This window comes from Burkholderia sp. AU39826 (assembly GCF_020419965.1).
In the GTDB taxonomy this organism is placed as follows: Bacteria; Pseudomonadota; Gammaproteobacteria; order Burkholderiales; family Burkholderiaceae; genus Burkholderia; species Burkholderia semiarida.
Map to the genome: position 1 here is coordinate 819,292 of NZ_JAIZQG010000002.1, position 16,799 is coordinate 836,090.

18 protein-coding genes are annotated in these 16,799 nt (G+C 66.0%); 5 read left to right on the plus strand and 13 right to left on the minus strand.

Annotated features, from left to right (window positions below; genetic code table 11):
- Nucleotides 1-70: 70 nt before the first annotated feature.
- From prfB to LGM42_RS08610, 3 genes are all read left to right on the plus strand, one after another.
- Nucleotides 71-1,175 (plus strand): peptide chain release factor 2 gene (gene prfB, locus LGM42_RS08600; protein ID WP_099316561.1). Its coding sequence is split into 2 segments (ribosomal slippage): nucleotides 71-151 and nucleotides 153-1,175, totalling 1,104 coding nucleotides; the frame shifts between segments, so codons are not numbered across the junction.
- 74 nt (nucleotides 1,176-1,249) lie between these two features.
- Nucleotides 1,250-2,776 carry a lysine--tRNA ligase gene (gene lysS, locus LGM42_RS08605; RefSeq protein ID WP_006478395.1) on the plus strand — a complete coding sequence of 509 codons (1,527 nt, stop codon included), beginning with the start codon at nucleotides 1,250-1,252 and terminating at the stop codon, nucleotides 2,774-2,776.
- A 347-nt stretch (nucleotides 2,777-3,123) separates the two neighbouring features.
- Nucleotides 3,124-3,852 (plus strand): glycine zipper 2TM domain-containing protein, encoded by a 729-nt coding sequence (locus tag LGM42_RS08610; protein ID WP_226231993.1) that lies wholly within the window; start codon nucleotides 3,124-3,126, stop codon nucleotides 3,850-3,852.
- 157 nt (nucleotides 3,853-4,009) lie between these two features.
- On the opposite strand, the gene iscX is transcribed toward LGM42_RS08610, so the two are convergent.
- The 12 genes from iscX to LGM42_RS08670 all read right to left on the minus strand — a co-directional run bounded on the left by iscX (nucleotide 4,010) and on the right by LGM42_RS08670 (nucleotide 13,132).
- Entirely contained in the window at nucleotides 4,010-4,219 is a 210-nt protein-coding gene (gene iscX, locus LGM42_RS08615) for a Fe-S cluster assembly protein IscX (protein WP_060310132.1), read from the minus strand.
- A 19-nt stretch (nucleotides 4,220-4,238) separates the two neighbouring features.
- Nucleotides 4,239-4,580 (minus strand): ISC system 2Fe-2S type ferredoxin, encoded by a 342-nt coding sequence (gene fdx / locus LGM42_RS08620; protein ID WP_059583325.1) that lies wholly within the window; start codon nucleotides 4,578-4,580, stop codon nucleotides 4,239-4,241.
- A gap of 88 nt (nucleotides 4,581-4,668) precedes the next feature.
- Nucleotides 4,669-6,537, minus strand: a complete 1,869-nt coding sequence (gene hscA / locus LGM42_RS08625) for a Fe-S protein assembly chaperone HscA (RefSeq protein ID WP_226231994.1) — start codon at nucleotides 6,535-6,537, stop codon at nucleotides 4,669-4,671.
- 54 nt (nucleotides 6,538-6,591) lie between these two features.
- Nucleotides 6,592-7,119, minus strand: a complete 528-nt coding sequence (hscB, locus tag LGM42_RS08630; protein WP_006491598.1) for a Fe-S protein assembly co-chaperone HscB — start codon at nucleotides 7,117-7,119, stop codon at nucleotides 6,592-6,594.
- Nucleotides 7,120-7,215: 96 nt separating this feature from the next.
- The gene (gene iscA / locus LGM42_RS08635) at nucleotides 7,216-7,539 is read right to left on the minus strand and encodes an iron-sulfur cluster assembly protein IscA (protein WP_011885413.1); all 324 of its coding nucleotides are present in this window, start codon (nucleotides 7,537-7,539) and stop codon (nucleotides 7,216-7,218) included.
- A 62-nt stretch (nucleotides 7,540-7,601) separates the two neighbouring features.
- Nucleotides 7,602-8,009, minus strand: coding sequence for a Fe-S cluster assembly scaffold IscU (gene iscU / locus LGM42_RS08640; RefSeq protein WP_006478389.1), 408 nt, complete (start codon nucleotides 8,007-8,009; stop codon nucleotides 7,602-7,604).
- A 67-nt stretch (nucleotides 8,010-8,076) separates the two neighbouring features.
- Complete coding sequence (locus LGM42_RS08645; RefSeq protein WP_059583323.1) at nucleotides 8,077-9,300, minus strand: IscS subfamily cysteine desulfurase; 1,224 nt, start codon at nucleotides 9,298-9,300, stop codon at nucleotides 8,077-8,079.
- 65 nt (nucleotides 9,301-9,365) lie between these two features.
- A complete protein-coding gene (gene iscR / locus LGM42_RS08650; protein ID WP_006401955.1) occupies nucleotides 9,366-9,905 on the minus strand; it encodes a Fe-S cluster assembly transcriptional regulator IscR in 540 nt (179 codons plus the stop codon).
- Nucleotides 9,906-10,022: 117 nt separating this feature from the next.
- Entirely contained in the window at nucleotides 10,023-10,505 is a 483-nt protein-coding gene (locus LGM42_RS08655) for a low molecular weight protein-tyrosine-phosphatase (protein WP_226231995.1), read from the minus strand.
- A gap of 102 nt (nucleotides 10,506-10,607) precedes the next feature.
- Nucleotides 10,608-10,835, minus strand: coding sequence for a hypothetical protein (locus LGM42_RS08660; RefSeq protein WP_059643905.1), 228 nt, complete (start codon nucleotides 10,833-10,835; stop codon nucleotides 10,608-10,610).
- A gap of 128 nt (nucleotides 10,836-10,963) precedes the next feature.
- Complete coding sequence (locus LGM42_RS08665; protein ID WP_226231996.1) at nucleotides 10,964-12,376, minus strand: lactate utilization protein B; 1,413 nt, start codon at nucleotides 12,374-12,376, stop codon at nucleotides 10,964-10,966.
- Between the two features lie 33 nt (nucleotides 12,377-12,409).
- Nucleotides 12,410-13,132, minus strand: coding sequence for a (Fe-S)-binding protein (locus LGM42_RS08670; RefSeq protein ID WP_124658711.1), 723 nt, complete (start codon nucleotides 13,130-13,132; stop codon nucleotides 12,410-12,412).
- A gap of 183 nt (nucleotides 13,133-13,315) precedes the next feature.
- Here LGM42_RS08670 and LGM42_RS08675 point away from each other — a divergent pair, with 183 nt between their 5' ends.
- Nucleotides 13,316-14,125, plus strand: coding sequence for an IclR family transcriptional regulator (locus tag LGM42_RS08675; protein WP_006478384.1), 810 nt, complete (start codon nucleotides 13,316-13,318; stop codon nucleotides 14,123-14,125).
- A gap of 116 nt (nucleotides 14,126-14,241) precedes the next feature.
- Here LGM42_RS08675 and pbpG read toward each other — a convergent pair whose 3' ends face one another.
- Nucleotides 14,242-15,408, minus strand: a complete 1,167-nt coding sequence (pbpG, locus tag LGM42_RS08680; protein ID WP_059583315.1) for a D-alanyl-D-alanine endopeptidase — start codon at nucleotides 15,406-15,408, stop codon at nucleotides 14,242-14,244.
- 654 nt (nucleotides 15,409-16,062) lie between these two features.
- On the opposite strand from pbpG, the gene LGM42_RS08685 reads away from it, so the two are divergent.
- Nucleotides 16,063-16,629 (plus strand): phasin family protein, encoded by a 567-nt coding sequence (locus LGM42_RS08685; RefSeq protein WP_034188948.1) that lies wholly within the window; start codon nucleotides 16,063-16,065, stop codon nucleotides 16,627-16,629.
- Nucleotides 16,630-16,799: the final 170 nt, after the last annotated feature.

Sequence of the window (16,799 nt, forward strand, 5' to 3'; positions counted from 1 at the left end):
TGCGTCACCGGGCAAGTTTGCCGATCGGCTATAATTCCGCTTTTTTACGAAGCCGGAACAGCGAACGATCATGGAAGCGGAACGTCTCAACGCGATCGAAAGCTCCCTGCTCGACCTGCGCAATCGCGCGGGCGAGCTTCGGGGGTATCTTTGACTACGACGCCAAAGCTGCGCGTCTGACCGAAGTCAACAAGGCACTCGAAGACCCGAACGTCTGGAACGATTCGAAGAACGCCCAGGCGCTCGGCCGCGAGAAGAAACTGCTCGAAGGCGTCGTCATGACGCTCACCGCACTCGATAGCGACCTGCGCGACGCGCTCGACCTGTTCGAGCTGGCACGCGAGGAAGGCGACGAGGACACGCTTCTCGCGTCGGAAGAAGACGCCGCGAAGCTCGAGGCGCGCGTCGGCGACATCGAGTTCCGCCGGATGTTCTCGAACCCGGCCGATCCGAACAACTGCTTCATCGACATCCAGGCCGGCGCCGGCGGCACCGAGGCGTGCGACTGGGCATCGATGCTGCTGCGCCAGTACCTGCGCTACTGCGAACGCAAGGGCTTCAAGGCCGAAGTGCTCGAAGAGTCCGACGGCGACGTCGCCGGCATCAAGAACGCGACGGTCAAGGTCACGGGCGAATACGCGTACGGCTTCCTGCGCACCGAAACGGGCATCCACCGCCTCGTGCGCAAGTCGCCGTTCGACTCGTCGGGCGGCCGCCATACGTCGTTCTCGTCGGTGTTCGTCTATCCGGAAATCGACGACTCGATCGAAGTCGAGATCAACCCGGCCGACCTGCGCATCGACACGTACCGCGCATCGGGCGCGGGCGGCCAGCACATCAACAAGACCGACTCCGCGGTGCGGATCACGCACATGCCGACCGGCATCGTCGTGCAGTGCCAGAACGACCGCTCGCAGCACCGCAACCGCGCGGAAGCGATGGCGATGCTGAAGTCGCGCCTGTACGAAGTCGAAATGCGCAAGCGCCAGGCCGAGCAGGACAAGCTCGAATCGAGCAAGACCGATGTGGGCTGGGGCCACCAGATCCGCTCGTACGTGCTCGACCAGAGCCGCGTGAAGGACCTGCGTACGAACGTCGAAATGAGCAACACGCGTGCGGTGCTCGACGGCGACCTCGACGACTTCATCAGCGCGAGCCTCAAACAGGGCGTGTAAGCGCCGCGGCGCGGCCTGCCCCGCGCCGCCCTTTCCGTTTGCGTTGCCGCACCCCACTCCGAATTCCGACCATCATGACCGAACCGACCCAAACGCAGCCCGCCGTCACGGCGGACGAAAACCAGATCATCGCCGAGCGCCGCGAGAAGCTGCGCGCGTTGCGCGAGCAAGGCGTCGCCTATCCGAACGACTTCCGGCCCGAGCACCACGCAGCCGACCTGCAGGCGAAATTCGCCGATTCGGACAAGGCCGCGCTCGAAGCGAACCCGGTCGAGGTGTCGGTGGCCGGCCGCATGATGCTCAAGCGCGTGATGGGCAAGGCGAGCTTCGCGACGGTGCAGGACGGCTCGGGCCAGATCCAGTTCTTCGTGACGCCGAACGACGTCGGCGCCGACACCTACGACGCGTTCAAGAAGTGGGACCTCGGCGACATCGTCGCCGCGCGCGGCGTGCTGTTCCGCACCAACAAGGGCGAGCTGTCGGTCCAGTGCAAGGAGCTGCGCCTGCTGTCGAAGGCGCTGCGTCCGCTGCCGGACAAGTTCCACGGCCTGTCCGACCAGGAAATGCGCTACCGCCAGCGCTACGTCGACCTGATCGTCACCCCGGAAACGCGCGACACGTTCCGCGCCCGCACGAAGACGATCGCGTCGATCCGCAAGTTCATGGACAACGCCGACTTCATGGAAGTCGAGACGCCGATGCTGCACCCGATCCCGGGCGGCGCGGCCGCGAAGCCGTTCGTCACGCATCACAATGCGCTCGACATGCAGATGTTCCTGCGCATCGCGCCGGAGCTGTACCTGAAGCGCCTGATCGTCGGCGGCTTCGAGCGCGTGTTCGAGATCAACCGCAATTTCCGGAATGAAGGCGTGTCGCCGCGGCACAACCCGGAATTCACGATGATGGAGTTCTACGCCGCGTACACCGACTACCGCTGGCTGATGGACTTCACCGAGCAACTGATCCGCCAGGCGGCGATCGACGCGCTCGGCACCGCGACGATCCAGTATCAGGGCCGCGAACTCGACCTCGCGAAGCCGTTCCATCGCCTGACGATCACGCAGGCGATCCAGAAGTACGCACCGGACTACACCGACGGCCAGTTGTCGGACGACGCATTCCTGCGCACCGAGCTGAAGCGCTTCGGCGTCGACGTGTCGCAGCCGGCGTTCCTGAACGCCGGCATCGGCGCGCTGCAGCTCGCGCTCTTCGAGGAAACGGCCGAAGCGCAGCTGTGGGAACCGACGTTCATCATCGACTACCCGGTCGAGGTGTCGCCGCTCGCACGCGCATCGGATACGGTGCCGGGCATCACCGAGCGCTTCGAGCTGTTCATGACCGGCCGCGAGATCGCGAACGGCTTCTCGGAGCTGAACGATCCGGAAGACCAGGCCGCGCGCTTCAAGAAGCAGGTCGAGCAGAAGGATGCAGGCGACGAGGAAGCGATGTTCTTCGACGCCGACTACATCCGCGCGCTCGAATACGGGATGCCGCCGACCGGCGGCTGCGGGATCGGCATCGACCGTCTCGTGATGCTGCTGACCGACAGCCCGACGATCCGCGACGTGCTGCTGTTCCCGCATCTGCGCCGCGAGGACTGACAGCCGCAACCGCGTGTGCGCCGCGCCCCGCGGCGCGCACGCGTCGCCTTTGTAACGACGCGTAAATCCCGCCAGCCGGCGTCCGCCGGCCTTCGATCCTCCCCCGTTTTATTCCCTCGTCGCGACGCCCTTCTGCGGGTTTTCCCGGAAACCGCCGCCGACGCCCCGCTGCAATTCGTTACACCTTGATACGGCGTGCCCCGGGGCCGTGGACGACACTCCTGTTGCGTCACCACGCATGACCACGGGACCAGAACGAGGCGCAGGAACGCCAAGTCTGATCGCTCCCGAGCGTGGGATCCAGCTCCGGCGCCACGCGCCGATCCGGATCGACATTGGAGAAAAAAATGGACAACCAGAATCAGACCACGCCGCAAAAGCAACGCCTCCACCCGCTGATCGCCACCGCGGCCGGCGCCGTCATCGTCGCCAGTCTCGCGGCGACGGCAGCGATCACGGGCGTCTTCCCGAAAGCCACCAGCAGCAACGAACAGAACGGCCAAACCCAGGCCGCGCTGATCGCGTCGCAGCCGGCGGTCGATACGGCCGCGGCCGCCAGCGCCGCGCTGGCCGCGCAAGCGCAACGACAGGCCGCGGAACAGGCCGCCGCGCAGCAGAAGGCCGCCGTCGCGCAGGCCGAGCCGAAGCCCGCGCCGCGCCCGGCTGCGCCGCACCGCCGTCACACGACCGCCCCGCAGCCGCCGCAATATGCGCAGCAGCCGTCGGCGCCTGCGCAAGCCTACTGCCAGAGTTGCGGCACGGTCGTCTCGATCACGCAAACGCGCACGCCGGGCCAGAGCTCGGGCATCGGCGCCGTGGGCGGCGCGGCGGCCGGCGGCCTGCTCGGCAACCAGTTCGGCCACGGCAACGGTCGCACCGCGATGACGATCATCGGCGCGCTGGGCGGCGGTCTCGCCGGCAACCAGGTCGAGAAACAGGTCCGCGCGGAAACCGACTATCAGGTGCAAGTGCAGATGGAAAGCGGCGCGATGCGCACGTTCACGTACCACAACCCGCCGCCGTTCGGCCAGGGCCAGCGCGTGCGGATCGAGAACGGCACGCTGGTCGGCGCGTAAGCTCCCGATCGCGTCATCGCCGGCGTCGCTGCCCACGCGTCGCGCGCGGGCACTTCGCCCAAAACGAAAACGGCTCGCGAGCAGGCGCTCACGAGCCGTTTTTTCATTGGCGCGGCGTACACCATTGCAGCGTACGCCGTGGCCCCGGCCGGGTCGGTCAGTCCTCGTCGTCGAAGTCGGATTCGTCGATCCAGTGCGCCTGGATCGCCTCGAGGATCTTCTCGCCCGAGTGCGCCGGATCGTCGTCGAAGCCGTCGAGCGCGAGCACCCATTGGCGCAGGTCGACGAAGTTGATCCGCTGCGGGTCGATGTCCGGGTGCTTGTCCGCCAGTGCAATGGCTATTTCACGCGAATCGGTCCATTTCATCGCCTGCCTCCGGTTTCGGTCAGTGATTTTCCTTCGCGTGGTTGATCGAGTACTTCGGAATCTCGACCACCAGGTCCGAATCTTCCTTCACGATCGCCTGGCACGACAGGCGCGACGTCGGCTCGAGGCCCCACGCCTTGTCCAGCAGATCGTCCTCGTCCTCCTCGGACGGCGCGAGATCGTTGAAGCCTTCGCGGATCACCACGTGGCACGTCGTGCATGCGCACGACTTCTCGCATGCATGCTCGATCTCGATCCCGTTGTCGAGCAGGTTGTCGCAGATACTCTTGCCGGGCGTCGCGTCGATCACCGCGCCATCCGGGCACAGTTCGACGTGAGGCAGCACCACCAGTTGAGGCATGTCCGTTCCGTCAGTCAGGGTGCGGCGCCAGGCGCCGCGTGGTTCATTAGCGCGCGGGCCGTGGCCGGCCGATGCGCGGTTCGTGGGTTCAGATCTCGTCGAGCCGGCGGCCCGACAGCGCGCGCTTGATGCTCTTGTCCATCCGGCGCGCCGCGAATTCGTCGGTACCGTCGGCCAGCGCCTTGGTCGCCGCTTCGATCGCATTCGTATCGTCGCCCTGCGCGACCGCGCGCAGGGCGGCAGCCAGCGCGTCGACCCGCGCGCGCTCGCCGGCATCGAGCAGTTCGCCGTCGGCCGCCAGCGCGGCCTGCGTCGCCTCGAGCATCCGCTCGGCCTCGACCTGCGCTTCGCGCAGCGCACGGGCGCGCATGTCGATTTCGGCGGTCTTGAAACTGTCTTCCAGCATCTTCGCGATGTCGTCGTCGGCGAGGCCGTACGACGGCTTCACGACGACCGATGCCTCGACGCCCGACAACTGCTCGCGCGCAAACACCGACAACAGGCCGTCCGCGTCGACCTGATAGGTCACGCGAATGCGTGCGGCGCCCGCCGTCATCGGCGGAATGCCGCGCAGCTCGAAGCGCGCGAGCGACCGGCAGTCGGCGACAAGCTCGCGCTCGCCCTGCACGACGTGGATCGCCATCGCGGTCTGGCCGTCCTTGAAGGTCGTGAATTCCTGCGCACGCGCGATCGGAATCGTCGAGTTGCGCGGAATGATCTTCTCGACGAGGCCGCCCATCGTCTCGACACCGAGCGACAGCGGAATCACGTCGAGCAGCAGCCAGTCGTCGCCGGTGCCGCGATTGCCCGCGAGCAGATCGGCCTGGATCGCCGCGCCGAGCGCGACCACCTGGTCCGGATCGAGGTTCACGAGCGGCGGCTGGCCGAAATACTTCGCGACCGCGTCGCGGATCACCGGCATGCGCGTCGCGCCGCCGACGAGCACCACGCCCTTGATGTCGGCCGGCGTGACCTGTGCATCGCGCAGCGCCTTGCGGGTCGGCGTGAGCGTACGCTGCACGAGCGGCTCGACGAGCGACGCGAACGTGTCGTGCGAAATCGTCTGCACGAGGTGCGCGCCGCTCGACAGCGTCACGTCGAGCGCGGCCTCCGGCGCGGACGACAGCGCTTCCTTCAGCACGCGCACGCGATCGAGCAGCAAGCGCACGTCCTCGGGCGCGAGCGTCTTCGCGTCGATACCGGCCTGCGCGAGCACGTGATCGAACAGCGCGTGGTCGAAATCGTCGCCGCCGAGCGCGGAATCGCCGCCCGCGGCCAGCACTTCGAACACGCCCTTCGTCAGCTTCAGGATCGACAGGTCGAACGTGCCGCCGCCGAGGTCGTACACCGCGTACAGGCCTTCGGCCGCGTTGTCGAGACCGTAGGCGATCGCCGCGGCGGTCGGTTCGTTCAGCAGGCGCAGCACGTTGAGGCCGGCGAGGCGCGCGGCGTCCTTGGTCGCCTGGCGCTGCGCGTCGTCGAAGTAGGCGGGCACCGTGATCACCGCGCCGACCAGCTCGTCGCCGAGCGTGTCTTCCGCGCGATAGCGCAGCGTCGCGAGAATCTCGGCCGACACTTCGACCGGGCTCTTCACGCCGTCGATCGTGCGGATCTGCACCATGCCAGGCGCGTCGACGAATTCGTACGGCGCGTTCGCCGCGCCTTCGACCTCGGCCTTGCCGCGGCCCATGAAGCGCTTGACCGACACGATCGTATTGCGCGGATCGGTCGCGGCCTGCTCCTTCGCTTCGTGGCCGATGCGGCGGCCGCCCTTCTCGAGGTAACGGACCACCGACGGCAGCAGCACGCGGCCGGCTTCGTCCGGCAGGACTTCGGGCACGCTGTTGCGCACGGCGGCGACGAGCGAGTTCGTCGTGCCGAGATCGATCCCGACGGCGAGTCGCCGCTGGTGCGGCGCCGGCGCCATGCCCGGTTCGGAAATTTGCAGTAAAGCCATCTTGGTTCGTTCGGGCGCTCGGCCCGTTTGCTGCGCGTGCCGCGAGGCACGCGGTTAAGTTTCGAGGCGCTCGATCTGCGCGCCCACTTCCGACGCGACCCGTTCGATGAACATCAGCTGACGCACGGCTTCCGCGGCGGCCTGGTCGGCACCGCTGTCGAGCAGCGTGCCGAGGCGCTCGACGCGCACGCGCTTCTCGTCGCGCAATTCGGCGAGCAACGCGTCGAGCGCGTCGACGTTGCGGGCGGCCGCGGCATCCTCGATGCCCTCGCGCCACTCCATCTGCTGCATCAGGAACGCCGGCTCCATCGCCGTGTTGTTTTCCGCGCCGATGTCGACGCCGCGCAGCGACAGCAGATAGGACGCGCGCTTCAGCGGATCGCGCAGCGTGCGGTACGCTTCGTTCGCGCGCGTGGCCCATTGCATCGCGATGCGCTTTTGCGCGTCGCCGGCCGCCGCGAAGCGGTCCGGGTGCACCTGCGTCTGCACCGTCCGATAGGCGGCGTCGAGCGCCGTCTCGTCGAGCGCGAATTGCGCCGGCAGGTGAAACAGGTCGAAATGGCTGTCTTTCAGCGAAACCATCGTCGCGTTCAATTCCGGTTCGTCGCGCGGCAAACGCCGCACATTAAAAAGGCGGCCCGTGCCGCCTCTTGCCCGCATCGCGCGGAGGGAGCCGCGTCACACGCGGAACGATTCCCCGCACCCGCACTCGTCCTTCACGTTCGGGTTGTTGAACTTGAACCCTTCATTCAGGCCTTCGCGGGCGAAGTCGAGCTCGGTGCCGTCGATATAGGCGAGGCTCTTCGGATCGACGACGACCTTCACGCCATGGCTCTCGAACACCTGATCCTCGGGAGCCAGCTCGTCGACATACTCGAGCTTGTACGCGAGCCCCGAGCACCCGGTCGTGCGAACGCCAAGCCGCAGGCCCACACCCTTGCCGCGGCGGACGAGGTATTTCTGGACGTGTTGTGCTGCTTTTTCGGTCAGTGTAATTGCCATGATGTCCTTGCCGCGGGGCGCCTGGACGACGCACCGCGTTCCTTCACAACGCTCGATGCCGCTCAGGCTGCTGCCTGATCGCTTTCCTTGGTGTCGTGGCGCTTCTTGTAGTCGGCCACGGCTGCCTTGATCGCGTCTTCCGCGAGGATCGAGCAGTGAATCTTCACCGGCGGCAGCGCGAGTTCCTCGGCGATCTGCGTGTTCTTGATCGACAGTGCCTCGTCGAGCGTCTTGCCCTTCACCCATTCGGTGACGAGCGAGCTCGATGCGATCGCCGAACCGCAGCCGTAGGTCTTGAACTTCGCGTCTTCGATCACGCCGTCCGCGCCGACGCGGATCTGCAGCTTCATCACGTCGCCGCACGCCGGCGCGCCGACCATGCCCGTGCCGACCGTGTCGTCGTCCTTCGCGAACGAACCGACGTTGCGCGGGTTTTCGTAGTGATCCAGAACCTTGTTGCTGTAAGACATGACTCAGACTCCTTGACTCGTTACGTCTGCGTGCGTCAATCCGCCCGCGGTTGCATTCAATGCGGTATCAGTGCGCGGCCCATTCGATCGTCGACAGATCGATGCCTTCCTGGTGCATTTCCCAGAGCGGCGACAGTTCGCGCAGCTTCGCGATCTTGCTGTTCAGCAGATCGATCACGAAGTCGACTTCCTGCTCCGTCGTGAAGCGGCCGACCGTGAAGCGGATCGAGCTGTGCGCGAGCTCGTCGTTGCGGCCGAGCGCGCGCAGCACGTACGACGGCTCCAGCGACGCCGACGTGCACGCGGAGCCCGACGACACCGCGACGTCCTTGATCGCCATGATCAGCGACTCGCCTTCGACGAAGTTGAAGCTGATGTTCAGGTTGTGCGGGACACGGTGGTCCATGTCGCCGTTCACGTAGGTTTCCTCGATCTGCGACAGGCCGCGCAGCAGCTTGTCGCGCAGCATGCGGATGCGCTCGTTCTCGGTCGCCATTTCCTCGCGCGCGATGCGGAACGCCTCGCCCATGCCGACGATCTGGTGCGTCGGCAGCGTGCCCGAACGCATGCCGCGCTCGTGACCGCCGCCGTGCATCTGCGCCTCGATGCGCACGCGCGGCTTGCGGCGCACGTACAGCGCGCCGATGCCCTTCGGGCCGTACGTCTTGTGGGCCGAGAACGACATCAGGTCGACCTTCAGCTTCGCGAGATCGATTTCGACCTTGCCGGTCGACTGCGCGGCATCGACGTGGAACACGATGCCCTTCTCGCGGCAGATTTCGCCGATCGTCTCGATGTCCTGGATCACGCCGATCTCGTTGTTCACGTGCATCACCGACACGAGGATCGTGTCGGGGCGCAGCGCGGCCTTGAGCACGTCGAGATCGATCAGGCCGTCTTCCTTCACGTCGAGGTAGGTGACTTCGAAACCGTCGCGCTCGAGCTCGCGGCACGTGTCGAGCACGGCCTTGTGCTCGGTCTTCACCGTGACGATGTGCTTGCCCTTGCCCTTGTAGAAGTTCGCGGCGCCCTTGATCGCGAGGTTGTCCGACTCGGTGGCGCCGGACGTCCAGATGATCTCGCGCGGATCGGCGTTCACGAGTGCGGCCACCTGTTCGCGCGCTTCCTCGACCGCACGCTCCGCGTCCCAGCCATAAGCGTGGCTGCGCGACGCCGGGTTGCCGAACTGCTCGCGCAGGTACGGCACCATCTTGTCGACCACGCGCGGATCGACGGGCGTCGTCGCGCTGTAATCCATATAGATGGGCAGGTGGAGAGTCTCTTGGGTCATCTGTCGCTCCGGGTATTCTGTGCAGGGACTATGTGCGTTATGGGGTGTGACGGGCGCCTTCGCGCTCACGAACTCGCGATGTTGAACACCGAATTGGGGCCGAGCGGCATCGTGCGCACGGGCTCGGCCGGTGCGGCGACGGGCTCCGGCGCGCGACGGTCGCGCAGCACCGCAGGGGCGCCCTCGCGTGCGCGCTGCTGATCGACGAGATCCTGCAGCGACACCGAATCGAGGTATTCGACCATTTTCTGGTTCAGCGTCGACCACAGCTCGTGCGTCATGCAATGGCCGTCGGGCTGCTTCGAGCCGTCGCACGTGCCTTTGCCGCCGCACTGCGTGGCGTCGAGCGGTTCATCGACCGCGATGATGATGTCGGCAACGGTGACGTCCTGCGCGCGACGCGCGAGGTTGTAGCCGCCGCCCGGGCCGCGCACGGATTCGACGATTTCATGCCTGCGCAGCTTGCCGAACAGCTGTTCGAGATACGAGAGCGAAATCCGCTGGCGCTGGCTGATGCCTGCAAGCGTCACCGGGCCCTGCTCCTGGCGCAGTGCCAAGTCAATCATCGCCGTGACGGCGAAACGGCCTTTGGTGGTGAGTCTCATGGTGTCTAGGGGACTGCAATCTTGACGATTTTGGTCAAGTATAAATATTTGACGATTTTAGTCAAGTATCCATGTCTTCGACAGGGTATTCGCAGACCGCTGAATTTCCCGTGTCGATCAGCGCGCGGCGCGACTGCGCAGCGTGTCCAGCAGGCCCGCGCACGCGCGCTCGACCTGATCGAGCACCTGTTCGAAGCCCTGCTCGCCGCCTAAATAAGGATCGGCCACCTCGGTCTCGGCCGCGCCCGGCGCGAATTCCATCAGCAGGCGCACCTTGTCGCGATGCGCCGGCGGACAGCGCCGGCGCAATTCCGCGAGGTTGGCTTCGTCCATCGCCAGCAGCAGGTCGAAACGCTCGAAATCCGCCGCGCTCACCTGCCGCGCCCGCAGCGCCGACAGGTCATAGCCGCGGGTGCGGGCCGCCGCCTGCGCGCGCGAGTCGGGCGGCTCGCCGACGTGCCAATCGCCGGTGCCGGCCGAATCGATCGCGATCCGGTCGGCCAGCCCGGCCGCGCCCACCTGGTGGCGCATCACGCCTTCCGCCGTGGGCGAACGGCAGATATTGCCGAGACAGACGAAACAGATCGCTACGCGGGTCATCGCACTATCGGAAAACCGCGGCGAACCGCGTGGGAAGAAGAACGCGCCATTATACAAAGGCGCCCGAAATCGCGCCGCCGCGCGAAGCGACGGCGACGTGCCTTACAGCGCCTTGGGCGCAGCGATCACGACGTCGCCGGATGCGGCCGGCAGCGGCTTCGCCGCGTCGTCGACCAGCCCGAACGACACCGCGCGCGCGAGTTCGGCGGACGCCTGATGAGCCGCGAGCGGGCCGCGCGACGGCGCATCGGCCATCGCATGCAGATAGGCAGCCGCCGCCAGCGGAACCACGATTGCCAGCGGCCAGTACATCGATATTGTCTTTTTCATGATGCGTACCTCCTTGACCTCGTACCCCGAAACCCGATTCCGGGGACTACAGCCAAGATTCTATAGATCGCATCTATCGAGATAAATATGCGAATAGCGAACGCACTGTTGCTGCTCACTGAACAGTGTCAGCCGAGGTGGCTTTGCGACGCCGCGTACAGTTCGCGGAACGTGCGCCCGGTCGGTGTCGGCATGTCGCGCGTGTTCATCCAGCCGCCCATCATCGGCAGGCGCCGCAGCATGCCGCCGTTGCCGCCCAGCCGCTCGAGGACGCGCACCGCGAGCTTGGTCGTCAGCGCATACAGCATCGGCCGCCGCGCAAGGAAACCCCACGCGGCGAGCGCCGCCCGCTCGCGCCACGGCCGCAGATGGCGCTCGACCTGCTTCTCGCGCAGCGTGCGCAACAGGTGCGACAACGGAATCCCGACCGGACATACGCTGTCGCATTCGCCGCACAGCGTCGCCGCCTGCGGCAGGTCGAGCGCGCGATCGAGCCCGACGTAGCTCGGCGTCAGCACCGATCCCATCGGCCCCGGATAGACCCAGCCGTACGCATGACCGCCGACCTTCTGGTACACCGGGCAATGGTTCATGCACGCGCCGCAGCGGATGCAGCGGAGCATCTCCTGGAATTCGCCGCCGATCAGGCCCGTGCGGCCGCCGTCGACGAGCACCACATAGTTGTGCTCGGGGCCGTCCTCGTCGCCGGGCCCGCGCGGCCCGGTCAGCAGCGAGAAATAGTTCGACGTCTTCTGCCCAGTCGCGGAACGCGGCAGCAGCCGCATCGCGGTCGCGAGATCCTCGAGCGTCGGCAGCACCTTCTCGATGCCCGTCACCGCGACATGCACGCGGGGCATGACCGTGCACATGCCCTCGTTCCCTTCGTTCGTCACGATCGCCACCGAACCCGTCTCGGCGATCACGAAGTTGCCGCCCGTCACGCCCATGTCGGCCGACATGAAATGCGGGCGCAGCACCTCGCGCGCCTCGCGCGTCATGTCCGGAATCTCGGTGAGCCGCTCGCGCCGGTGCGTGCGCGCGAACAGGTCGGCGATCTCGTCCTTGTCCTTGTGCACGACGGGCGCAATGATGTGGCTCGGCGGCTCGTTGTCGTTGATCTGCAGGATGTATTCGCCGAGGTCCGTCTCGATCGACTGCACGCCCATCTCGGCGAGCACCGCGTTCAGCCGCATTTCCTCGGACACCATCGACTTGGTCTTGATGACCTTCTTCACGTCGTGCCGGCGCGCGATGTCGGCCACGAGCCGCGCGGCGTCGGCGGTCGTTTCGGCGAACAGCACCGTCGTGCCGCGCCGCGTCGCCTCGCGCTCGAATGCCTCGAGCCACACGTCGAGATTCTCCAGCGCGCGGTTGCGGCGCGCCTTGAGCGCGGCGCGCGTGGCCGGGAAGTCGATCAGGGTCATCGCGTCGGCGCGGGCGGACACGAACTTCGTCGACAGTTTCTTCAGGTTCTGCTGCAGGCGCTGGTCGGCCAGCTTCTGGCCGGCGCGCGCCTTGAAATGCATCGATTGGACTTGCATCGCGGTATCGGGGAAAGTGAGCGGAACCGGGCGTCAGACGTCGCCCGCCAGCACCTGCGCGACGTGCAGCACGCGCGTGTCGCGGTCGCCGGTGCGGCGCAACCGCCCTTCGATGTTCAACATGCAGCCGAGATCGCCGAGCACGACCGTGCCCGCGCCCGACGCGCGCACGTTCGCGCATTTCTCGTCCGCGATGGCCGCCGAGATGTCGCCGTACTTGACCGCGAACGTGCCGCCGAAGCCGCAACAGTGCTCGCAATCCTTCATCTCGGTCACCGCGACGCCGCGCTGCGCGAGCAGCGCGCGCGGCTGCGCCTTCACGCCGAGCTCGCGCAGGCCCGAGCACGAATCGTGATAGGTGACCGGCCCGGCGAACTCGCCCGGCGCGAGCGACACCTTCGCGACGTTCGCGAGGAAATCGGTCAGTTCGTGGACTTTCTGCTGGAAGCGCGTGTAGCGCCCCATCAGTTCGGGATCGTCGCGAAACAGGTCGCCGTAGTGCGCGCGGATCATCCCGCCGCACGAACCCGACGGCACGACGACGTAATCGAACTGCTCGAACTCGCGCAGGGTCTTTTCCGCGAGGTCGCGCGCCAGCGCGCGGTCGCCCGAGTTGTAGGCCGGCTGGCCGCAGCAGGTCTGCGCGGGCGGCACGATCACCTCGTAGCCGGCGTCGCGAATCAGCTTGAGCGCCGAAAAACCGATTTCGGGGCGCATCAGGTCGACCAGGCAGGTCACGAACAAACCGACTCGCATACGTGCTCCTTCGAGAAAACGGCTCTCATTATCCGACGTTTGACCGGCAAGACCAACGCCGGCCCGCGCGCAAGCCCGCAGCGCACGAAACGAGGACTTCCTCGAACGGCGTTCGCTTTTTTCACGATACGAGATACAATCGGTCCAACACCGCCTGACGCGTCAATCGATTCCTCCCCCGACATGAGCCAACCCACCCCCGATTCAAAAACGTCGATCCAGGTGATCGAACGCATGATGCGGTTGCTGGACGCGCTCGCCGCGCACAGCGACCCCGTCAGCCTGAAGGAACTCGCGCAGCGTACGGAACTGCACCCGTCGACCGCGCACCGCATCCTCAACGACATGGTGACCTGCCGCCTCGTCGACCGCTCCGATCCCGGCACGTACCGTCTCGGCATGCGGCTGCTCGAGCTCGGCAATCTCGTGAAGGCGCGCCTGTCGGTGCGCGACGCGGCGCTGATGCCGATGCGCGAGCTGCACCGCCTCACCGGGCAGACCGTGAACCTGTCGGTGCGCCAGGGCGACGAGATCGTCTATATCGAGCGCGCGTACTCCGAGCGCTCGGGAATGCAGGTCGTCCGCGCGATCGGCGGCCGCGCGCCGCTGCATCTCACGTCGGTCGGCAAGCTGTTCCTCGCGGCCGACGAGACGTCGCGCGTGCGTGCCTATGCGACGCGCACGGGGCTGTCCGGCCATACGCAGAACAGCATCACCGATATCGCGAAGCTCGAACGCGAGCTGACGATCGTCCGCCAGCAGTCGTGCGCGCGCGACAACGAGGAGCTCGAACTCGGCGTGCGCTGCATCGCGGCCGGCATCTACGACGATTCCGGGAAGCTCGTTGCCGGCCTGTCGCTGTCGGCGCCGGCCGACCGGCTGCAGGACGCGTGGCTCGGCCAGTTGAGCCGGACGGCACTCACCATCTCGGAATCGCTCGGCTACCGGCCGGCGCCCGAGAAAGACGTGGACGGGCTGCAGCGGCAGGCGTAAGCCTCGCCGTCGGCCCGGCACCGGCCCGGCTCCCGATTCGTCGGACAAAAAAAGCCCCGCGATTGCGGGGCTTCTTCGTTGCGGCGATCGGCATGGCGGCGAACCGCCGTGGACGATCAGGTACCGCCGTTCGGCGTGTTGGCCGCCGTCAGGCGCTCGCCGCCGCCGGCATCGAGCCAGTTGCGCAGGCGCGAGGCGTCGGCGAAGCGCGAGTACTTGCCGAACGAATCGAGCAGCACCATCACCATCGGCCGGCCGTGGATCGTCGCCTGCATCACCAGGCATTCACCCGCTTCGTTGATGAAGCCCGTCTTCTGCAGGCCGATGTCCCACGAGCCGTTGCCGCGGATCAGCGCATTGGTGCTGTTGTAGACCAGGTTGCGCTTGCCCGTGTACACCTCGTAGGTGCGATCGGTCGAGAACTGACGGATCATCGGATACTGGTACGCCGCATTGACCATCTTCACGAGGTCGCGCGCACTCGACACGTTCGAGCTCGACAGGCCGGTGGAATTCTCGAAGTGCGTGTCGGTCATGCCGAGCGACTTCGCCTTCGCGTTCATCGCCGCGATGAACGCCGGACGGCCGCCCGGGTAGTAACGCGACAGCGCTGCCGCCGCGCGGTTTTCCGACGCCATCAGCGCGATGTGCAGCATGTCCTCGCGCGACAGCACCGAGCCGACCGACAGGCGCGAGCCCGTGCCCTTCTCGTAGTCGCGGTCTTCGTCGGTGACTTCGATCTGGTCGGCCATCGGCGCTTTCGAGTCGAGCACGACCATTGCCGTCATCAGCTTCGAGATCGACGCGATCGGCACGACCGCGTGCGAATTCTTGTCGAACAGTGGCTCGCCGGTATTCTGGTCGACGACGTACGCGACGCTCGAGCGCAGCGCGAGCGCGTCGGGCGTGTCGTGCAGGCCGAACGCCTGGCCGACCGTCGGGCGGCGCGGCTGGAACGCGACCTTGCGCACCGCGCCGCGATGGCCGCCGTGCACGCTGTTCGCCGCGAGCGTCACGCGCTTTCGCGACGCCTTCGCGCGCGGCGCATCGGCCGAGGCGACCTTGGCGGATTTGTCGGAGGTCGCCCCGGCCGACTTCTTCTTCGCGGACGAAGCAGGAGCGACGGCCTTTTTCTTGGCGGCTTGGGTCTTCGCAGTGGCGGCGAAGGCGTCAGCAGGCGTGACGGACGCGGTAGTCGCCAGCAACGCGACTGCGACCGACACAGCGGTGCCGAGCGTCATGCTCTGCAACAATCTGCGCGGTGAAAACGATTCGGCTTTCATTGGGGTCTGGACAAAGCGGGCGGGAGGTTTCCGCAAGTGTAGTTAAAGCTTAAAAAAAGAGCAATATTAGGCACTTACCGATCGTCTTTAAACCGGAATGTAAGAGTCGGCCCACCTCTGGCCAATCGACTCTCCCGCTCCCATCGAAAAAATCCATGGGACGCACTGCCCGACAGCGCCCGTCTCCCGATTACCGCACGGTTAATTGAGATAACGTCACTTTGGAGGCGATTTAAAGCGGGGAAACTACGTATCCGGGGCTCGGCGTGCCAAGGGCGCCGGTCTCGACCGTGGCGGCGGCACGTCGCCACGGCACGCGCATCGAAACGGCGCGTTTTTCGACAGGAACAGAAGGATAACGTTCCATGGGCCTGTCAGGTTTACCTGTGCATGATCATGGTGCGACGCGTTTGCCCCGCCGCCGTGCGCACCATGTGGGAACGCGCCTGAAACCGATTCCGAACGGGCGCGATAACTCGTTGTTTTATCGATAATTTGTCGCGATTGTGCAACGCACAAAAAATGCTTGACATCCGATTTCTCTGCCCTAAAATAGGCCTCATTGCTGCGTTGCACAAAGCACGCGGCGCCGAAGTTCCCCAGTGTAGTGCCCTTTATCCTGCGATCGACGCGATCGCTTTTCAGGAGCCTGACATGTCCTTGCTGACCCCCGAGCAAATCGCCGCCGCCCAAAAAGCCAACCTCGAAAGCCTGTTCGGTCTGACGACCAAGGCGTTCGAAGGCGTCGAGAAGCTGATCGAACTCAACCTGCAAGTCGTGAAGTCGACGCTGGCCGAAGGCCAGGAAAATGCACAGCGCCTGCTGTCGGTGAAGGACGCGCAGGAACTGATCGCGCTGCAGGCGAGCCTGTCGCAGCCGGTCGCGGAAAAGGTGCTGTCGTACGGCCGTCACCTGTACGAAATCGCATCGTCGACGCAAGCCGAATTCGCGAAGGTTGCCGAAGCGCAATTCGACGAGCAGAACAAGAAGGTCCAGGCGCTCGTCGACAACGTCGCGAAGAACGCCCCGGCTGGTTCGGAAACGGCCGTCGCCGCACTGAAGTCGGCACTGAACGCTGCGAACACCACGTACGAAACGGTTCAGAAGGCCACGAAGCAAGCAGTGGAAATCGCTGAAACGAACTTCAACGCCGCTGCCGCCGTCGCCACGAAGGCTGCCACCGCCGCCGCCGCACGTCGTTCGAGCAAGCCGGCCGCGTAAGCGTCCCCTGCTCCTGAAAGAGCCGCGCGCAGCGCGGCTTTTTCGTTTCCGGCGCCGGAACGTGCGCGGGCGGCAACTGCCCGCCACATTCGAGCCCGTCGCACGCCCCGCAAAAGAAAACGCCGTCGGCCGGATGACCCGGGCGACGGCGTTTTTTCACGGCCGGCGCG